The sequence below is a fragment of the Arthrobacter sp. BPSS-3 genome (genome assembly GCF_044628475.1).
Lineage (GTDB): Bacteria > Actinomycetota > Actinomycetes > Actinomycetales > Micrococcaceae > Arthrobacter.
Genome location: NZ_JBIMMV010000002.1, coordinates 301,294 through 316,985, shown reverse-complemented (window position 1 = coordinate 316,985; position 15,692 = coordinate 301,294). Strand labels below are relative to the sequence as shown.

At 68.5% G+C, this 15,692-nt stretch carries 12 protein-coding genes; 3 read left to right on the top strand and 9 right to left on the bottom strand.

Annotated elements, in window-relative coordinates:
• The first annotated feature begins 522 nt into the window (after positions 1–522).
• On the top strand, positions 523–1,194 hold the full coding sequence (locus ACFVY3_RS04465; protein ID WP_364135200.1) for a vitamin K epoxide reductase family protein: 672 nt from the start codon (positions 523–525) through the stop codon (positions 1,192–1,194).
• Positions 1,195–1,284: 90 nt separating this feature from the next.
• Here ACFVY3_RS04465 and ndk read toward each other — a convergent pair whose 3' ends face one another.
• The 4 genes from ndk to ileS are packed head-to-tail and all read right to left on the bottom strand — an operon-like array spanning position 1,285 to position 6,898.
• Positions 1,285–1,698, bottom strand: coding sequence for a nucleoside-diphosphate kinase (ndk, locus tag ACFVY3_RS04460; RefSeq protein WP_290257619.1), 414 nt, complete (start codon positions 1,696–1,698; stop codon positions 1,285–1,287).
• A gap of 37 nt (positions 1,699–1,735) precedes the next feature.
• Positions 1,736–2,179, bottom strand: coding sequence for a DUF4233 domain-containing protein (locus ACFVY3_RS04455; RefSeq protein ID WP_364135196.1), 444 nt, complete (start codon positions 2,177–2,179; stop codon positions 1,736–1,738).
• A 3-nt stretch (positions 2,180–2,182) separates the two neighbouring features.
• Positions 2,183–3,541, bottom strand: coding sequence for a bifunctional folylpolyglutamate synthase/dihydrofolate synthase (locus ACFVY3_RS04450; RefSeq protein ID WP_400158888.1), 1,359 nt, complete (start codon positions 3,539–3,541; stop codon positions 2,183–2,185).
• Positions 3,542–3,544: 3 nt separating this feature from the next.
• Positions 3,545–6,898 carry an isoleucine--tRNA ligase gene (gene ileS, locus ACFVY3_RS04445; RefSeq protein ID WP_400158887.1) on the bottom strand — a complete coding sequence of 1,118 codons (3,354 nt, stop codon included), beginning with the start codon at positions 6,896–6,898 and terminating at the stop codon, positions 3,545–3,547.
• Between the two features lie 399 nt (positions 6,899–7,297).
• Between ileS and ACFVY3_RS04440 the strand changes: the two genes are divergently transcribed.
• Positions 7,298–8,371 carry an endonuclease/exonuclease/phosphatase family protein gene (locus ACFVY3_RS04440; protein ID WP_400158886.1) on the top strand — a complete coding sequence of 358 codons (1,074 nt, stop codon included), beginning with the start codon at positions 7,298–7,300 and terminating at the stop codon, positions 8,369–8,371.
• Positions 8,372–8,436: 65 nt separating this feature from the next.
• Here the strand turns inward: ACFVY3_RS04440 and ACFVY3_RS04435 are convergent, their stop codons facing one another.
• Together ACFVY3_RS04435 and ACFVY3_RS04430 are read right to left on the bottom strand one after the other, a co-directional pair.
• Positions 8,437–9,207 carry an SDR family oxidoreductase gene (locus ACFVY3_RS04435; protein ID WP_400158885.1) on the bottom strand — a complete coding sequence of 257 codons (771 nt, stop codon included), beginning with the start codon at positions 9,205–9,207 and terminating at the stop codon, positions 8,437–8,439.
• A gap of 30 nt (positions 9,208–9,237) precedes the next feature.
• On the bottom strand, positions 9,238–9,606 hold the full coding sequence (locus tag ACFVY3_RS04430) for a DUF488 domain-containing protein (protein ID WP_400158884.1): 369 nt from the start codon (positions 9,604–9,606) through the stop codon (positions 9,238–9,240).
• 83 nt (positions 9,607–9,689) lie between these two features.
• Between ACFVY3_RS04430 and valS the strand changes: the two genes are divergently transcribed.
• The gene (gene valS, locus ACFVY3_RS04425) at positions 9,690–12,320 is read left to right on the top strand and encodes a valine--tRNA ligase (protein ID WP_400158883.1); all 2,631 of its coding nucleotides are present in this window, start codon (positions 9,690–9,692) and stop codon (positions 12,318–12,320) included.
• A 73-nt stretch (positions 12,321–12,393) separates the two neighbouring features.
• Here valS and ACFVY3_RS04420 read toward each other — a convergent pair whose 3' ends face one another.
• The 3 genes from ACFVY3_RS04420 to ACFVY3_RS04410 form a co-directional block, all read right to left on the bottom strand.
• Positions 12,394–12,690 carry an antibiotic biosynthesis monooxygenase family protein gene (locus tag ACFVY3_RS04420; protein WP_364135176.1) on the bottom strand — a complete coding sequence of 99 codons (297 nt, stop codon included), beginning with the start codon at positions 12,688–12,690 and terminating at the stop codon, positions 12,394–12,396.
• Positions 12,691–12,747: 57 nt separating this feature from the next.
• On the bottom strand, positions 12,748–14,610 hold the full coding sequence (locus tag ACFVY3_RS04415; RefSeq protein ID WP_400158882.1) for a glycoside hydrolase family 15 protein: 1,863 nt from the start codon (positions 14,608–14,610) through the stop codon (positions 12,748–12,750).
• Positions 14,611–14,990: 380 nt separating this feature from the next.
• On the bottom strand, positions 14,991–15,611 hold the full coding sequence (locus tag ACFVY3_RS04410) for a DsbA family protein (protein ID WP_400158881.1): 621 nt from the start codon (positions 15,609–15,611) through the stop codon (positions 14,991–14,993).
• Positions 15,612–15,692: the final 81 nt, after the last annotated feature.

Sequence of the window (15,692 nt, the reverse complement as noted above, 5' to 3'; positions counted from 1 at the left end):
GGCGCCCTGGGGGCAAATATTTGTCAACACCCGCAGGCATTGACAGAAGTCAATTGAATACCCTCAGGTTCGCACCGGCCTTGGGGTGCGGCAGCCCTGGAGGGCCGGCGGCTTCGCTGCGAACCCGTTGATCGATGCATCACAACCAGGTGCCGTCCAATGGCATTGCGGGAAAACCGGATCATCAGACCCGGGAAGATCCCTGCTCCTCATTGGCGGTCTTGAATTCGAAGTCGCCGGACTGAAGCGCGAATGTGGTTCACGTCCCAGCCAGCTTCATTGTCTCACAGCACTCGGAAATGCCGGCTTAGGCCACACATCCCGGACGCACATGACACCGAATCACCGGTACGCGAGGGGGTGGCCGGGACCGGAACCCGGGATTCGTCCAGCCTCCGGCGATAGAATCGGCCTGAGCACGCCGTTCCGCAGCCACCGCTACGGTCGCGACGGACCAGAACACAGAGAACCTGACCATGAGAAGACCCAGCACCGAGAACCGACGCAAAGGACGAACGATCCATGCCCAGCATCTCCCACGCCCCTGACGACGTGGCCACCCCGGCACGGGACAACGGACCGGCCGAAGCGGACCGGCAGGTTCCGTCGATGACCCGGCCGCGGCCGTTCGGCTGGCTGCTGGTGATTACCGGCGTCGTCGGCTGGCTCGCCTCCGGCGCCTTGGTGCTGGAGAAGCTCGCCGTCCTCAAGGACCCCAGCCACGTCACCGTCTGCGACGTCAACCCCTGGATCTCCTGCGGCCAGGTGATGCAGACCTGGCAGAGCTCACTCTTCGGTTTCCCGAACATGTTCATCGGGATCGTCGCCTTTGCCGTGATCATCACCACCGGCATGGGCCTGCTGTCCGGCGCCCGCTTCGCCCGCTGGTACTGGATCGGGCTGCAGACCGGCGTGACCCTGGGCTTCGCCTTCGTGGTGTGGCTGTGGTCGCAGGCGCTGTACTCGATCCACATCCTCTGCCCGTTCTGCATGATCGTCTGGGCGGCCATGATTCCGCTCTTCGTCTGGGTAACCGTCCGCAACATCACCCACGGCGTCATTCCGATGCCCGCCGGCGCCACCCGCATCCTGGGCGAGTCCGGCTGGATCCTGACCGCCCTGCTCTACATCGCCGTCGTCGCCACGATCTTCTTCGCCTTCATCCAGGTCTTCGTCGGTACGTCCGGCTACTAAGAGGCCGCAGCAGCGCGAAAAAGCCGGGGCCGGTGTTCGATGACGAACACCGGCCCCGGCTTTTTTAGCACGCCCACGTGGGCGGAGAGCCTAGAACCAGATCTTGATCTCGCGCTCGGCGGACTCCACCGAGTCGGAGCCGTGGACCAGGTTCTGCTGGACCTTGACGCCCCAGTCGCGGCCGAAGTCGCCACGGATAGTGCCCGGAGCCGCCGTCGTCGGGTCGGTGGTGCCGGCCAGCGAACGGAAGCCCTCGATCACGCGGTGGCCTTCGAAGATCGCCGCGACCACGGGGCCGCTGAGCATGAATTCGACCAGCGGCTCGTAGAAGGGCTTGCCGACGTGCTCTTCGTAGTGCTGCTCGAGGAGTTCGCGGGTGGCGTTGACCTTCTTCAGTTCGGCCAGGGTGTAGCCCTTGGCTTCGATCCGGGCGATGATGCTGCCGGTCAGGTTGCGGGCGACGCCGTCGGGCTTGACCAGGACTAGGGTGCGCTCGATGCTCACAGCTGCTCCAATGTGTTGGGGTGGGTTTGGGACAAGTCTAGTTGCTCGGGGTCTCCGGGTTGGCGGCCTCCCAGGCAGCCTGCTCCCGGTCCCGCTGGGCCGCCTCGCGGTCGATCCGGATGCCGGTGCGGATGCCGTACCACCAGGTGAGGGCGAACAGGGCGCCCACCACGAACATGGTCGGTTCCACGAAACCGGTGAGGATCAGCACCAGCTGCAGTACCCAGCCCAGAGCAACGCCCCACGGTTTGGTCAGCACCGCGCAGGTCAGTGCCAGCACCAGGGCCAGCCCGATGCCGAGCCCAAAGACCAGCGCCGGGGGAAATTCCCCGCGCCGCAGGCCGAACACGGCCAGGGTCCCGAAGAGCGCCACGAAGGCCTCCAGCAGGAGGACGGTGGAGGCGAACATGACCTTGGTGGAACGCCGTTTCTTCGGCATGCCCGGGCGCCACTCGCGCTGGGCCTTGGTGAGTTTCGCCATCGGTTACGCCTCGGACTTTCCGAGCAGGATCCGGGCCTCGGCCACGAGCGTGATGGAACCGGTGACCAGGATGCCGCCGGCCAGGTCGTCATTGGATTCGGCCCGCTCCACCGCCCATTCGAGGGCGTCGTCGAGCTTCTCCGCGGTGTGCACGACATCCTCGCCGAAGCCCAGGTCCAAGGCCAGCTCGCCGAGTTCCTCGGCCGGGATGGCCCGCGGCGAGTTGGACTGGGTGAAGCAAAACTCGGCCGGCACGTCCTCGAGGGAGTCCTTGAGCTGGCGGAGGATTTCCTCGGCGTCCTTTTCCTGCAGGATGCCCAGGACCACCACCAGCTTGCTGAAGCTGAAGGCCTCCTGGAGCGCCTCGGCGGAGACCCGGATGCCCTCCGGGTTGTGTGCGGCGTCCACCACGATGGTGGGGGCGGTGCGTAGCACCTCCAGCCGGCCCGGGGAGGTGACGGCGGCGAAGGCCTCCTGGAGCACCTCGGGGTTCAGCGGCTTGTCCGCGCCGAAGAACGCCTCAAGGGCGGCGACGGCGACGGCGGCGTTCTCGGCCTGGTGGGCGCCGTGCAGCGGCACCAGGAGGCCCTCGTACCGGTCCGCGAGGCCCTGGATGGTCACCATCTGGCCGCCGACGGCCACGGTGCGGGACTCGACGCCGAACTCGACGCCCTCGAAGCGGAACGGCACTCCCACCTCTTTGGCCTTCTCCAGCAGCACCTGGGCGGCGTCCACCGGCTGCGCGGCGCTAACCAGGAAGCCGCCGGGCTTGACGATGCCGGCCTTCTCGTGCGCGATGTCCTCGGTGGTGTCGCCCAGGAGGTCCGTGTGGTCCAGGGAGATCGGGGTGATGACGGAGACGAGGCCGTCGCCGACGTTCGTTGCGTCGGTGATGCCGCCCAGGCCCACCTCAATCACGGCCACATTCACCGGCTGGTCCGCGAAGACCGCGAAACCCAGGATGGTGAGGCATTCGAAGTAGGTCAGCCGGGGCTGACCCTCCGCGATGAGTTCGTTGTCCACGATCTCCAGATAAGGCCGGATCTCGTCCCAGATCCGGACGAAGGTCTCATCGGAGACCGGTTCGCCGTCGATGCTGATCCGCTCGGTGACCTTGGACAGGTGCGGGCTGGTGTACCGGCCGGTGCTCAGGCCGTGGGCACGCAGCCCGGCCTCGATCATCCGGGCCGTGGAGGTCTTACCGTTGGTGCCGGTGACGTGGATGATCGGGAAGACCTTGTTCGGCTCCCCCAGGATGTCCATCGCCCGGCGCAGCGGCGCCAGCCGGGGTTCCATCTTGTTCTCCGGCGCCCGGCCCAGAAGTTCGGCGTAGACGCTCTCGACCGAAAATTCGTCGCTCATGGATTATGCCCCTGCCTCAACGGTGACTTTTTCGACGCTGACCTGCGGTTCCTTGACGTCGGCGGGGACGGTGTCCAGGTCCACGCTGAGCGTCTCGGTCTTGACCAGGCCGGCATGGGCCTGCAGCGCCTCGACGACGGCTGCGGACGCGGTGACGGTGGTGCGGATCCGGTCGCTGACGTTCAGCCCGGCGTCCTTGCGGGCCTGCTGGATGGCGCGGACCAGGTCGCGGGCGGTGCCCTCGGCCTCCAGTTCCGGCGTGACCTCGGTGTTAAGGACCACGAACCCGCCGCCGGGCAGGACCGCCGCCGCCCGTGATCCCTCCCCTGCCGCGGCCTCGGCCACGACGGTTTCCAGGGTGTATTCCTGCGGCTCGAGTTCGAGGCCGCCGGCGGTGACCACCCCGGCGTCGTTCACGGACCAGTCGCCGGACTTGGAGCCCTTGATGGCCTGCTGGACGTTCTTGCCCAGCCGCGGACCGGCGGCGCGGGCGTTGACCACCAGCTTCTGCTCGATGCCGAACTCCTCCGGGGAGGCGGCGTCGGCGTCGAGCACGCGGACGGTGCGCAGGTTCAGCTCGTCGGCGACGACGGCGGCGAAGCCCGCCAGCGCATCCGCGCCGGGGGCGACCACGGTGAGTTCCTGCAGAGGCAGGCGCACCCGCAGGTTCGCGGCCTTACGCAGCGAGGAGCCGGTGGAGCAGATCTGCTGCACCCGGTCCATCGCCTCCACCAGCCCGGCGTTGGCGGGGAACAGGCCCGCGTCCGGCCAATCGGCCAGGTGCACGGAGCGCCCGCCGGTGAGGCCGCGCCAGATCTCCTCGGAGATCAGCGGCAGCAGCGGGGCGGCGACGCGGCAGACGGTCTCCAGCGCGGTGTACAGCGCGTCGAAGGCATCGGTGTTCTCGTCGAAGAACCGCTGGCGGCTGCGCCGGACGTACCAGTTCGTGAGCATGTCCAGGTAGCCGCGCAGTTCGTCGCAGGCGCCGGAGATGTCATAGCTGTCCAACTGTTCGGTCATGCTGCGGACCAGGTCGCCGGTGTTGGCCATCAGGTACTGGTCCAGGGTGTCGGCGTAGCCGTCGTAGCGGAGCTTGGCGTCGTACCCGGCGCCACCATCGGCGGCGTTCGTGTAGAGGGTGAAGAAGCTGTACACGTTCCACAGCGGCAGGATGACCTGGCGGACACCGTCGCGGATGCCCTGTTCGGTGACCACGAGGTTACCGCCGCGCAGGATGGGGCTGGACATCAGGAACCAGCGCATCGCGTCGGAGCCGTCGCGGTCCAGGACCTCGGAGACGTCCGGGTAGTTGCGCAGGCTCTTGGACATCTTCTGCCCGTCGGAGCCGAGGACGATGCCGTGGCTGATGACGTTGCGGAACGCCGGGCGGTCGAACAGTGCCGTCGAGAGGATGTGCAGCATGTAGAACCAGCCGCGGGTCTGGCCGATGTACTCGACGATGAAGTCCGCCGGGTTGTGCGTGTCGAACCATTCCTCGTTCTGGAACGGGTAGTGCACCTGGCCGTAGGGCATGGAGCCGGAGTCGAACCAGACGTCCAGGACGTCCTCGACGCGGCGCATGACGGACTGGCCCTCTTCCGGCGTGCGCGGGTCGTCCGGGTTCGGGCGGGTCAGTTCGTCGATGAACGGACGGTGCAGGTCCACCTGGCCGTCGTTGTTCAGCGGCAGCCGGCCGAAATCGGCCTCGATCTCGGCGAGGGAGCCGTAGACGTCGGTGCGCGGGTAGTCCGGGTCGCTGGACTGCCAGACCGGGATGGGGCTGCCCCAGTAACGGTTGCGGCTGATCGACCAGTCGCGGGCGTTGGCCAGCCACTTGCCGAACTGGCCGTCCTTGACGTTGCCCGGGATCCAGTTGATCTCCTGGTTCAGTTCGGACATGCGGTCCTTGAACTTGGTGACCTCGACGTACCAGGAGGAGACGGCACGGTAGATCAGCGGGTTCCGGCAGCGCCAGCAGTGCGGGTAGGAGTGCTCGTAGCTGGCCTGGCGGACCAGGCGGCCCTCGGCGCGGAGCACCTGGGTGATGGGCTTGTTGGCCTCGAAGACCTGCAGTCCGGCGATCGCGGCGAGGGGTCCGTGGCCGAAGAGGGGCAGGAACTTCGCGCCCTCGTCGACGGAGAGGACCACGGGGATGCCGGCCTCTTCACAAACCTTCTGGTCGTCTTCACCGTAGGCCGGGGCCTGGTGGACGATGCCGGTGCCGTCGGTGGTGGTGACATAGTCGGCCACGAGGAAACGCCAGCCGTTCTCAGTGTCGTACTTCTCGGCGTCGGCGAAGTAATCCCAGAGCGGCTCGTACGTCAGGCCCTCGAGTTCCGTGCCGAGGTGGCGGGAGACGACGGCGGCCTCGGCCGCGGCGGCACCCTCGGCGCCGTCGCCGTAGCCCAGGTCCTTGGCGTAGGCGCCGAGAAGGTCGGCGGCGAGCAGGAAGGATCCGGTGACCGGGGCGTCGTCGGAGGCCGCCTTGATTCCGTGCGGTCCGGCGGGCAGCACCACGTAGGTGATGGCGGGTCCGACGGCGAGCGCCAGGTTGGTGGGGAGGGTCCACGGCGTGGTGGTCCAGGCGAGCGCCTGAACCCCGGCGAGCTGCTTCGAGAGCTCGGACTCCCCCGCCGTGATCGGGAAGGTCACGGTGACGGTCTGGTCCTGGCGGTTCTTGTAGACGTCGTCGTCCATCCGCAGCTCGTGGTTGGAGAGCGGCGTCTCGTCCTTCCAGCAGTACGGCAGGACCCGGTAACCGTTGTAGGTCAGGCCCTTCTCGTGCAGCTGCTTGAAGGCCCAGAGAACGGACTCCATGTATTCGACGTTGAGAGTCTTGTAGTCGTTCTCGAAGTCCACCCAGCGGGCCTGGCGGGTGACGTAGCTCTTCCACTCGTCGGCGTACTTCATCACCGAGGCGCGGCAGGCATCGTTGAACTTATCGATGCCCATGGCCTCGATCTGGGTCTTGTCCGTCATCCCCAGCTGCTTCATCGCCTCGAGCTCGGCGGGCAGGCCGTGGGTGTCCCAGCCGAAGCGGCGCTCGACGCGGCGGCCGCGCTGGGTCTGGTAGCGGCCCACCAGGTCCTTGGCATACCCGGTCAGCAGGTGGCCGTAGTGCGGGAGGCCGTTGGCGAAAGGAGGTCCGTCGTAGAAGACGAATTCGTTGGAGCCGTCCTGACCCGCATCCCGCTGGTCGATGCTCGCCTGGAAGGTGCCGTCCTGGTCCCAGTACTTGAGGATGCGCTCCTCGATCTCCGGGAACTTCACGGAGGCGGACACGCCGGCGGCGTTGGAAGCCGTGCCGGAGGCGCTGGCGTCGGAGGGTGCGGCTGAGGCCTTGGGGTAATTGGTCATCTCGACATCCTGGGTTGAGCTGTGAACAACGGGATTCATTCAGGATGCGAGGACGGCTCCCGTGCTGTCGGAACAACACCGGCACCGCGGTACCACCTCACTTACCGGCTCCGGGCCCGGACCACCCGTGAGGGTGGCACGCGCACCGCTGCCGGCCGCTCGTTGACTGCTGTGACGGGCTTACCCGTCCGGTTCTACTGGCACCGCGCGGACCGTGGGGTCGCGCCGGAGTGTTCTTCCGGAAGCTCACCGGTGATGGCCGGGTCGACGCTGTTAGTTCGATGGTACCGGAAAGGGGCCGGTGCCCGCCGCGCACCATGGGCCGCCGGCCCGGGATACGGGCGAGTCGCGTCCGGCCGAACCCTCGCCCCGGGCGCCGCGCCTGCCTACACTCGGGGAATGGGCCTCCCTCACGGCGTTGCGGACCGGCTGTCCGGGACAACCCGGGCCGGGGTGGTGCCGCGCCGGCGCTGGCTGGCGGCGGCGGGGCTGCTGGGGGTGCCGGTGGCCGGACTGTCCGTGTGCCGTGAAGTGGATCTGCCGTGGCCGGAAACGGTGGTGCAGCTGCTGTCCTTCACGCCCTGGCTGGTGGTTCCCGCCGGATTCTCGGTGCTCTGTGCTGTGGCGGCACGCCGTCCGGTGGCGGCCGGCGCCGCCGCGGCGCTCCTGGCCCTGCAGGCGGCGTGGCTGTTTTCGCCCAGCCACGCGCGTCCGTTGCCGCCGGCGGGGGGCAGGGGCGCGGAGCTGGTGACAATGAGCATCAACGCGAAGCTTGGCCGGGCCGACGCCGGGGAGATCGTCCGGCTGGTCCGGGACCATGGCGTCGGGCTGCTGGCGCTCCAGGAGTACACCCCGGCCCTGGAGCAGCGGCTGGAGGCTGCGGGCATCAACGGGGAGCTTCCCTACCGGATCAGTGCCCCCGGCCGGGACGCCTCCGGCGGGGCGCTCTACTCCCGCTTCCCGCTGCAATCGACCGGAACCCTGGCCGGGACCCGGTTTCCGATGGCCTCAGCGAGGCTCGAGCTGCCCGCCCCGGACGGCGGCGCCGCCCTGCTGGAGGTGACGAACGTGCACACCCGGGCGCCGGTGGGAGGCGGACTGGGCCAGTGGCGCCGGGAGCTGGCGGCCCTCGGCAGGCTGCCGGAGCAAGCAGCAGCCGCCGTTGCCGGCCGGCAACAAGCCGGGCAGCAGCCACCGCTGCTCCTGCTGGGCGACTTCAACGCCGGATACGACCACGCGGAATTCCGGCGCCTGGTCTCCGCCGGGGCCGCTCATCCCCTGGTGGACGTGGCCACCGCCCAGGGTGCGCGGCTGGTCCCCACCTGGCCGATGGACCTGCCGCTGCCGGGGACCACGCTGGACCACCTGCTGACAGGCCCATCGGTCGGCAGCAGGGACTTCGCGGTGCACCGGGTGGCCGGGACGGATCACGCGGCCGTAGTGGCCACGCTCACCATCCCGGCGCCGGGCTAAGCCGCCGGGCTAGGTTACCGGGCTAAGCCGCCGGGCAGGTGGCTGCTCCGGCCAGTAGCGGCCGGTCAGCCCTTGCGGATCACCTTGAAGTTGGACGCCTGCGCGACCGGCCGGATGATGATCTGGTCCAGGTTCACGTGGTGCGGGGCTGTCACCGCGTAGCGGACCACGTCGGCGACGTCGTCGGCCGTCAGCGGCTTCTCGACCCCGGCGTAAACCTTGTCCGCGGCACCCTTGTCTCCGAGGCGGTTGAGCGAGAACTCCTCCGTTTGCACCATGCCGGGGGCCACTTCGATCACGCGGAGGTTGTGTTCGGCTTCCTCCAGACGGAGCGCCCCGGTGAGGGCGTGCTGGCCGAACTTGGCCGCGTTGTACCCGCCGCCGCCCTCGTAGGCGGACAGCCCGGCGGTGGAGGTGAGGTTCAGGACGGTGCCTTCGCCGCAGGCGCGGAGCATCGGCAGGAAGGCGCGGGTCAGCTTCAGGGTGCCGAGGACGTTGACCTCGTACATCCACTGCCAGTCCTCGGTCTTGCCGTCGGCAATCTTGTCCGCCCCGCGGGCTCCGCCGGCGACGTTGATGAGGGTGTCGATACCGCCTTCGCGGGTGACCTCTTCGACCAGGCGGGCGACGGCGTCGTCGTCGGTCACGTCCGCGGCCAGCGCGACGGCGCCGGTTTCCGCCGCGAGGGCGTCCAGGCGGTCGGCGCGGCGGGCGACGGCGAACACGGTCCACCCTTCCCGGCGGAGCGCACGGACCGTGGCCTGCCCGATTCCGGTGCTGGCGCCGGTGACGACGGCGGCTTTGGCTGTTGCTGTGTTGGTGGTTCCCTCAGTCATGGCACCACCCTAATCGGAATCGGGCGGCGGTTAGCGGCCACCGCGCTGGAGGAACTCCAACAGCACCCGGGCGTGGTTGGTTTCCACGTCCCTTGCCCCGAATAGCAGGGTCACGCGGGGGTGCTCGGTCCCGATCCGGCGCAGGGTTTCCACCGCCGGGTTCTCCGCAAGCTCGGCCTCGTAGGCGGTCCGGAAGTCCTCGAAGCGTTCCTGCATGTGCGCGAACTCGGTGCGCAGCGGCCCGGACGGGGCCACCTCCTTGAGCCACAGGTCAAGCCGCGCCCGCTCCTTGCTGACGCCACGCGGCCAGAGCCGGTCCACCAGGATCCGGTAGCCGTCGGCGTCCCCGGGCGGGTCATAGATGCGTTTGATCGCGAAATTCGCCGAATTTTCCTCCATAGTCCCGCACGTTATTGCAGCGGGATCCCGAAATCGCGAAACGCGGTGAAAACTAAAGCGAAAAGAACTGCAAGAATTGACCCATGGCTGAAGACACGCAGGGTACAGACACGCCCACCACCGCCCCCACCAACGTTCCGGACAAGCCCGCCCTCGAGGGCCTGGAGGCGTCGCTCACCCGGCGCTGGCTTGACGAAGGAACCTACAAGTTCAACCCGGACACCACCCGGGAGCAGGTCTACTCGATCGACACTCCCCCGCCCACCGCGTCGGGTTCGCTGCACGTGGGACACATGTTCTCCTACACGCAGACCGACGTCCTGGCCCGCTACCAGCGGATGACCGGCAAGAACGTCTTCTACCCGATGGGCTGGGACGACAACGGCCTGCCCACCGAGCGCCGCGTGCAGAACTACTACGGCGTGCGCTGCGATCCGGCCATCCCCTACGATGCCAACTACCGTCCCCCGGCCGAGCCGGCCAAGAACCAGCGCGACTTCGACGTCGTCTCGCGCCGGAACTTCATCGAACTCTGCGAGGAACTCGCCGTCGAGGACGAGAAGGTCTTCGAGAACCTCTTCCAGACCCTGGGCCTCTCCGTTGACTGGGACCTGACCTACCGGACCATTGACGACAAGTCCCGCGCCATCTCCCAGCGCGCGTTCCTGGCCAACCTGGCCGCCGGCGACGCGTACATGGCCGAGGCCCCCACCCTGTGGGACGTCACCTTCCGCACCGCGGTGGCCCAGGCCGAACTGGAGGACCGAGAGGTCGCCGGCGCCTACTACCGCTACCCGTTCTTCACCGAATCCGGCGAGAAGATCTACATCGAGACCACCCGCCCCGAGTTGCTGGCCGCCTGCGCCGCGCTGGTGGCGAACCCCGACGACGAGCGCTACCAGCCGCTCTTCGGCACCAAGGTCACCTCCCCCATCTTCGGCGTCGAGGTGGAGGTCAAGGCCCACCCGCTGGCCAAGGCGGACAAGGGCTCGGGCATCGCGATGGTCTGCACGTTCGGTGACCTCACCGACGTCACCTGGTGGCGTGAGCTGCAGCTGCCCACCCGCGCGATCGTGGGCCGCGACGGCCGCATCGTCGGCGAGACCCCGGACTGGATCACCACTGAGGAGGGCCGCGAGGCCTTCGCCGCGATCGCCGGCAAGACCGTCTTCAGCGCCAAGGAGGGCGTGGTGGAGTTGCTGGCCGCCGCGGACCTGCTGGACGGCGAACCGAAGAAGATCATGCACCCGGTCAACTTCTTCGAAAAGGGCGACAAGCCCCTTGAGGTCGTTACCTCCCGCCAGTGGTACATCCGCAACGGCGGCCGCGACGAGGACCGCCGCGAACGCCTGATCGGCCGCGGCAAGGAGATCGACTTCCACCCCGCGTTCATGCGCTCCCGGTACGAGAACTGGATCACCGGCCTGAACGGCGACTGGCTGGTCTCCCGCCAGCGCTTCTTCGGCGTGCCGGTGCCGGTCTGGTACCCGCTGGACGCCGACGGCAACCCGGACTACGACGCTCCGATCCTGCCGGCCGACGGCCAGCTCCCGGTGGACCCCGCCGCGGACGCCGCTCCCGGCTTCGAGGAAGCCCAGCGCGATGTTCCGGGCGGCTTCACCGGGGACGCCGATGTCCTGGACACCTGGGCCACGTCATCGCTGACCCCGCAGATCGTGGGCGGGTGGAGCACCGATGAGGCGCTCTTCTCGAAGGTCTTCCCGTTCGACGTGCGCCCGCAGGCCCACGACATCATCAGAACCTGGCTGTTCTCCACCGCGGTCCGTGCCGACGCCCTGCAGGGCGTGGCGCCGTGGAAGCACGCCGCGATTTCCGGCTGGATCCTCGACCCGGACCGGAAGAAGATGTCCAAGTCCAAGGGCAACGTGATTGTTCCGACCGATGTGCTCAACGAGTACGGCTCGGACGCGGTCCGTTACTGGGCGGCCTCGGCCAAACTCGGCGCGGACACCGCCTACGAAATCGCGCAGATGAAGATCGGCCGCCGCCTGGCGATCAAGCTGCTCAACGCCTCCAAGTTCGTCCTGAACCTCGGCGCCACCGAGGACTCGGTGCTTTCCGGGGACCTGTCGGTCCTGACGAACCCGTTGGACCGCGGCGTGCTTGCGCAGCTGGCCGACGTGGTGGCCCAGGCGACGAAGGCCTTCGAGGCCTACGACTACGCCCGTGCCCTGCAGATCACCGAGAGCTTCTTCTGGCACTTCACCGACGACTACGTGGAACTGATCAAGGACCGCGCCTACGGTGCCGCCGGTGAGGAGCAGCAGGCCTCCGTGCTGGCCGCCCTCGCCACCAGCCTGGACACCCTGCTGCGGCTCTTCGCCCCGTTCCTGCCCTTCGCCACGGAGGAAGTCTGGAGCTGGTGGCGGAAGGACTCCGTGCACCGTGCGCAGTGGCCCGCCGCCGTGGAGGTCGACGGCGACACCACGCTGCTGTCCACCGTCGGCGCGGCCCTGGGCGGCATCCGCAAGGCCAAGTCCGAGGCAAAGGTCAAGCAGCGCACCGAGGTGCTCTCCGCGGCCATCACCGGCTCGGAGTCCCTGGTCCAGCAGCTCCGTGCCGGACTGGGCGATCTGAAGGCCGCGGCGAACGCCCGTGAGCTGACGCTGATAGCCGGCGACGGCGACCTGGCGGTCAGCGACGTCGTCCTGGCTCCGGCGGACGCCCCCGTGGAAGCGCCGACCCAGGCCTAGTACCGAGAGGCTCTCGACAAGGGCCCCCGCCCGGCTGATGCCGGACGGGGGCCCTTGTGGTTGCGGGAGGCGCTCAGGCCTCGAACGAGGTCTCGAAGTGCGTCAGCGTCGGCGGGGCGGCCAGCAGGGCGCCGAGGCCGCTGGCGCCCTCCTCGGTGGCGCGCCAGGCACGGTAGGCGGCGTCCTGTTCCATGGAGGCCCAGCGTTCGACGACGAGGACGTGCGTGGGATTCTCCCGCTCGACCAGGACATCGACGCCCAGGCAGCCGTCGAAGGCGCGGGTGTCGGCCAGCGTCTCGCGTAGGACGTCGGGGGCGGTGTCGAGGACTTCGGTCTTCAGGGTCAGGTCCAGATGTGCGGTGATAGCCAATGTCGCTCCAATGGTCGCGGGACATCCCGGGGGATGCTGTCATAGGGGCCAACCGCATCAGCGCGGCGCTTGTTCCCCGCCGTCGCCTCCCCCGGCATTCTCCTCCCGGCTCCGCCGCTCGGCCTCGCCGATGGCCCAGGCCGCGTTCACCAGGCCGATGTGGCTGAAGGCCTGCGGAAAGTTGCCCAGCAGTTCCGGGCCGTCCGGGGCCACCTCCTCTGCCATCAGGCCCAGGTCGGTGGCGAAGCCGGCGGCGCGCTCGAAGACCTCCCGGGCGCGCTCGGTCCGGCCGGAGAGGGCCAGTGCGTGGGCCAGCCAAAAGGTGCAGAGCAGGAATGCGCCCTCCCCGCCGGGCAGGCCGTCGTCGGCGAGGTAGCGGTAGACCATCCCGCGGGAATCGGTGAGGCGTTGCTCCACGGCCTCCACGGTCGCTAGGAATCGCGGGTCCGTCCCCTCCAGGAACCCCACGATGCCCAGCATCAGTGCGGAGGCATCCAGTTCGGCGGCGCCGTAGGACTGCGTGTACGCCCCGGCCGTCTCATTCCAGCCGTGGGTGCAGATCGATTCCCTGATCTCCTCCCGGGCCGCCGTCCAGCCGGGCACCCGGTCCGTGGCCCGCAGCACGCCAGCCAGGCCGATGGCGCGGTCCACGGCCACCCAGCACATCAGCTTCGAATACAGGAAGTGCCGGGGCTCGCCCCGGACTTCCCAGATGCCTTGGTCCGGGCCCCGCCACCGGGCCGCGGCGACGTCGGCGGCGTCGGCCAGGAACCGCAAGGTCTCCGGTGCCAGCTCCGCCACGGAATCCCGCATCGTGGCGGCCGCGTCCAGCAGCTCCCCGTAGACGTCCAGTTGCCGCTGGTCCCAGGCGCCGTTACCCACCCGGACGGGTGCGCTGCCACGCCAGCCGGGCAGGTGGCTGAGCTCCCGTTCCGGAAGTTCCCGTTCGCCGCCGATGCCGTACATGATGTGGAGGTCTTCCCCGGCTGCCAGCTGCCGGGCGGCGGCCGTCGCCAGGAATTGGAAGAACGTACCGGCCTCGTCCGGGCAGGCGGCCACCCACAGCGCCTGGAGCGTCATGCTGGCGTCCCGCACCCAGGTGTAGCGGTAGTCCCAGTTCCGGGTGCCCCCGGCGACCTCCGGCAGCGAGGTGGTGGGCGCCGCCACGATCGCTCCCGACGGATAGTAGCTCAGCGCCTGCAGCACCCTCCCGCTGCCTGCCACCAGGTCCTGCCAGGGCCCGCTGTAGTTCTGGTGGATACCGGACCAGCTGGTCCAGCCTTCGAGGGTGTCCGCGAGCCTGCGGTGCATCTCCGCCTGGTCCCAGAACACGGGGTCCTCGCCGCCGCCACGCGGGCGGTGCAGGGCGAATGCCACCTTCTCGCCGGCCCGCAGCCGGAACGTGGCGGACGCCGTCCCGCCGTCGGGCTCCAACGCCACCGGGGAGGACAGCGTGAGCGCCTCGCCGCCCGCGGTGATCAGCAGGCCGCCGGGCACGCTCCGCAGGACAGGTTCGAGGAGGCCATAGCCGGGGCGCGGCGCGCACTCGAACTCCACGTGGACGCTCCCCCGCGTGCAGGTCAGACTCCGGAGCAGGGTGCCGGGCGAGCCGTCTCCAAGGTCGTGGCCACGGCGACCGCTGCCCAGGACCAGGGCGTCGGTGACGGTCACGTCGCCGTCATCGGTCCGGTGCCGGGTCTCCAGGACCATCGAGGGTCCAAGGTACCGCCGGGAACTCCCGCGCACGCCTGCGGCACGCACCGACCAGTGGCCGGCGGACTCACCGAGAATCCGGCCGAAGACGGAGGGGCTGTCAAAGCGCGGAAAGCAGAGCCAGTCCACGGAGCCGGCGGCACTGAGCAGGGCGGCGGACCGGCAGTCGGACAGCAGCGCGTAATCGGCGATGGGCTGGTTGCTCATGTCCCGGTCTGTCCTCCGGTGAGGCGGGAGTCTTAGGGCTGTTTGGGGAATGTTGTTTTTGGGCAAAGGGGAAGCCCCATCAGCTTTTTGCGGTTGGTGGGGCTTCGACTTTTTCGATCACCACGTGACGTCTTAGGCAATCTGGCGGGATCCTTGGAATTTCAGGTCTTCCTACCTCGTCACTGGTAGCCACCATCTGACTGTGCCGAAGGCTGCGTCGGATGAGTGTCACTGAATCTTTGGTTCCTGCGTCCCTCCCCTTGCGGAGTGGGTAATAACTATTGTTCTCCCGTCCCCGGGGATGCACAAGGGCGCCGCAGGAACTACAGCATGGTAGTTCCGGCGGCGCCCTGTGGTCCCGCTGTGGCGGGGTCCGGTGCCTAGTCGAAGACGGGGCTTTCGGTGCGGCTGCGCTTGAGCTCGAAGAAGTACGGGTAGGAGGCCAGGCCCACGGAGGCGTCCCAGAGCTTGCCGGCGTCCTCGCCGCGGGGAATGCGGGTCAGGACCGGGCCGAAGAACGCGGTGCCGTTGATGGCGACCACCGGGGTGCCGACGTCCTGGCCCACCAGGGAGATGCCGGACTCGTGGCTGGCGCGGAGTTCGGCGTCGAACTCGTCGCTGTCGCCGGCCGCGGCGAGCTCCGCCGGGAGGCCGACCTCGGACAGGGACTTCGCGATGACCTCGGCGATGTCCTTGTTGCCCTCGTTGTGGATCTTGGTGCCCATGGCGTCGTAGAGCGGCTTGATGTACTGCTCGCCGTGCTTTTGCGCCGCGGCCACGATCACCCGGACCGGGGCCCATGCCTTGGTCAGGAATTCCTTGTACTCGGGGGGCAGTTCGTCCCGGCCCTCGTTCAGGACGGCGAGGCTCATGACGTGCCACTCGGTCTGGATGCTCCGGACGGTTTCCACCTCGGAAATCCAGCGGGAGGTGACCCAGGCGAAGGGGCACATCGGGTCGAACCAGAAGTCGGCCTTGTTCGTGGCGGTGGTCTCAGGCACGTGAATTCTCCTTGTTGGGAAGCTGACAGGCGTCTCAGGGCACAGCGGAGAGCGGCGCGGATTTATTCCGGGTTCCTGCCG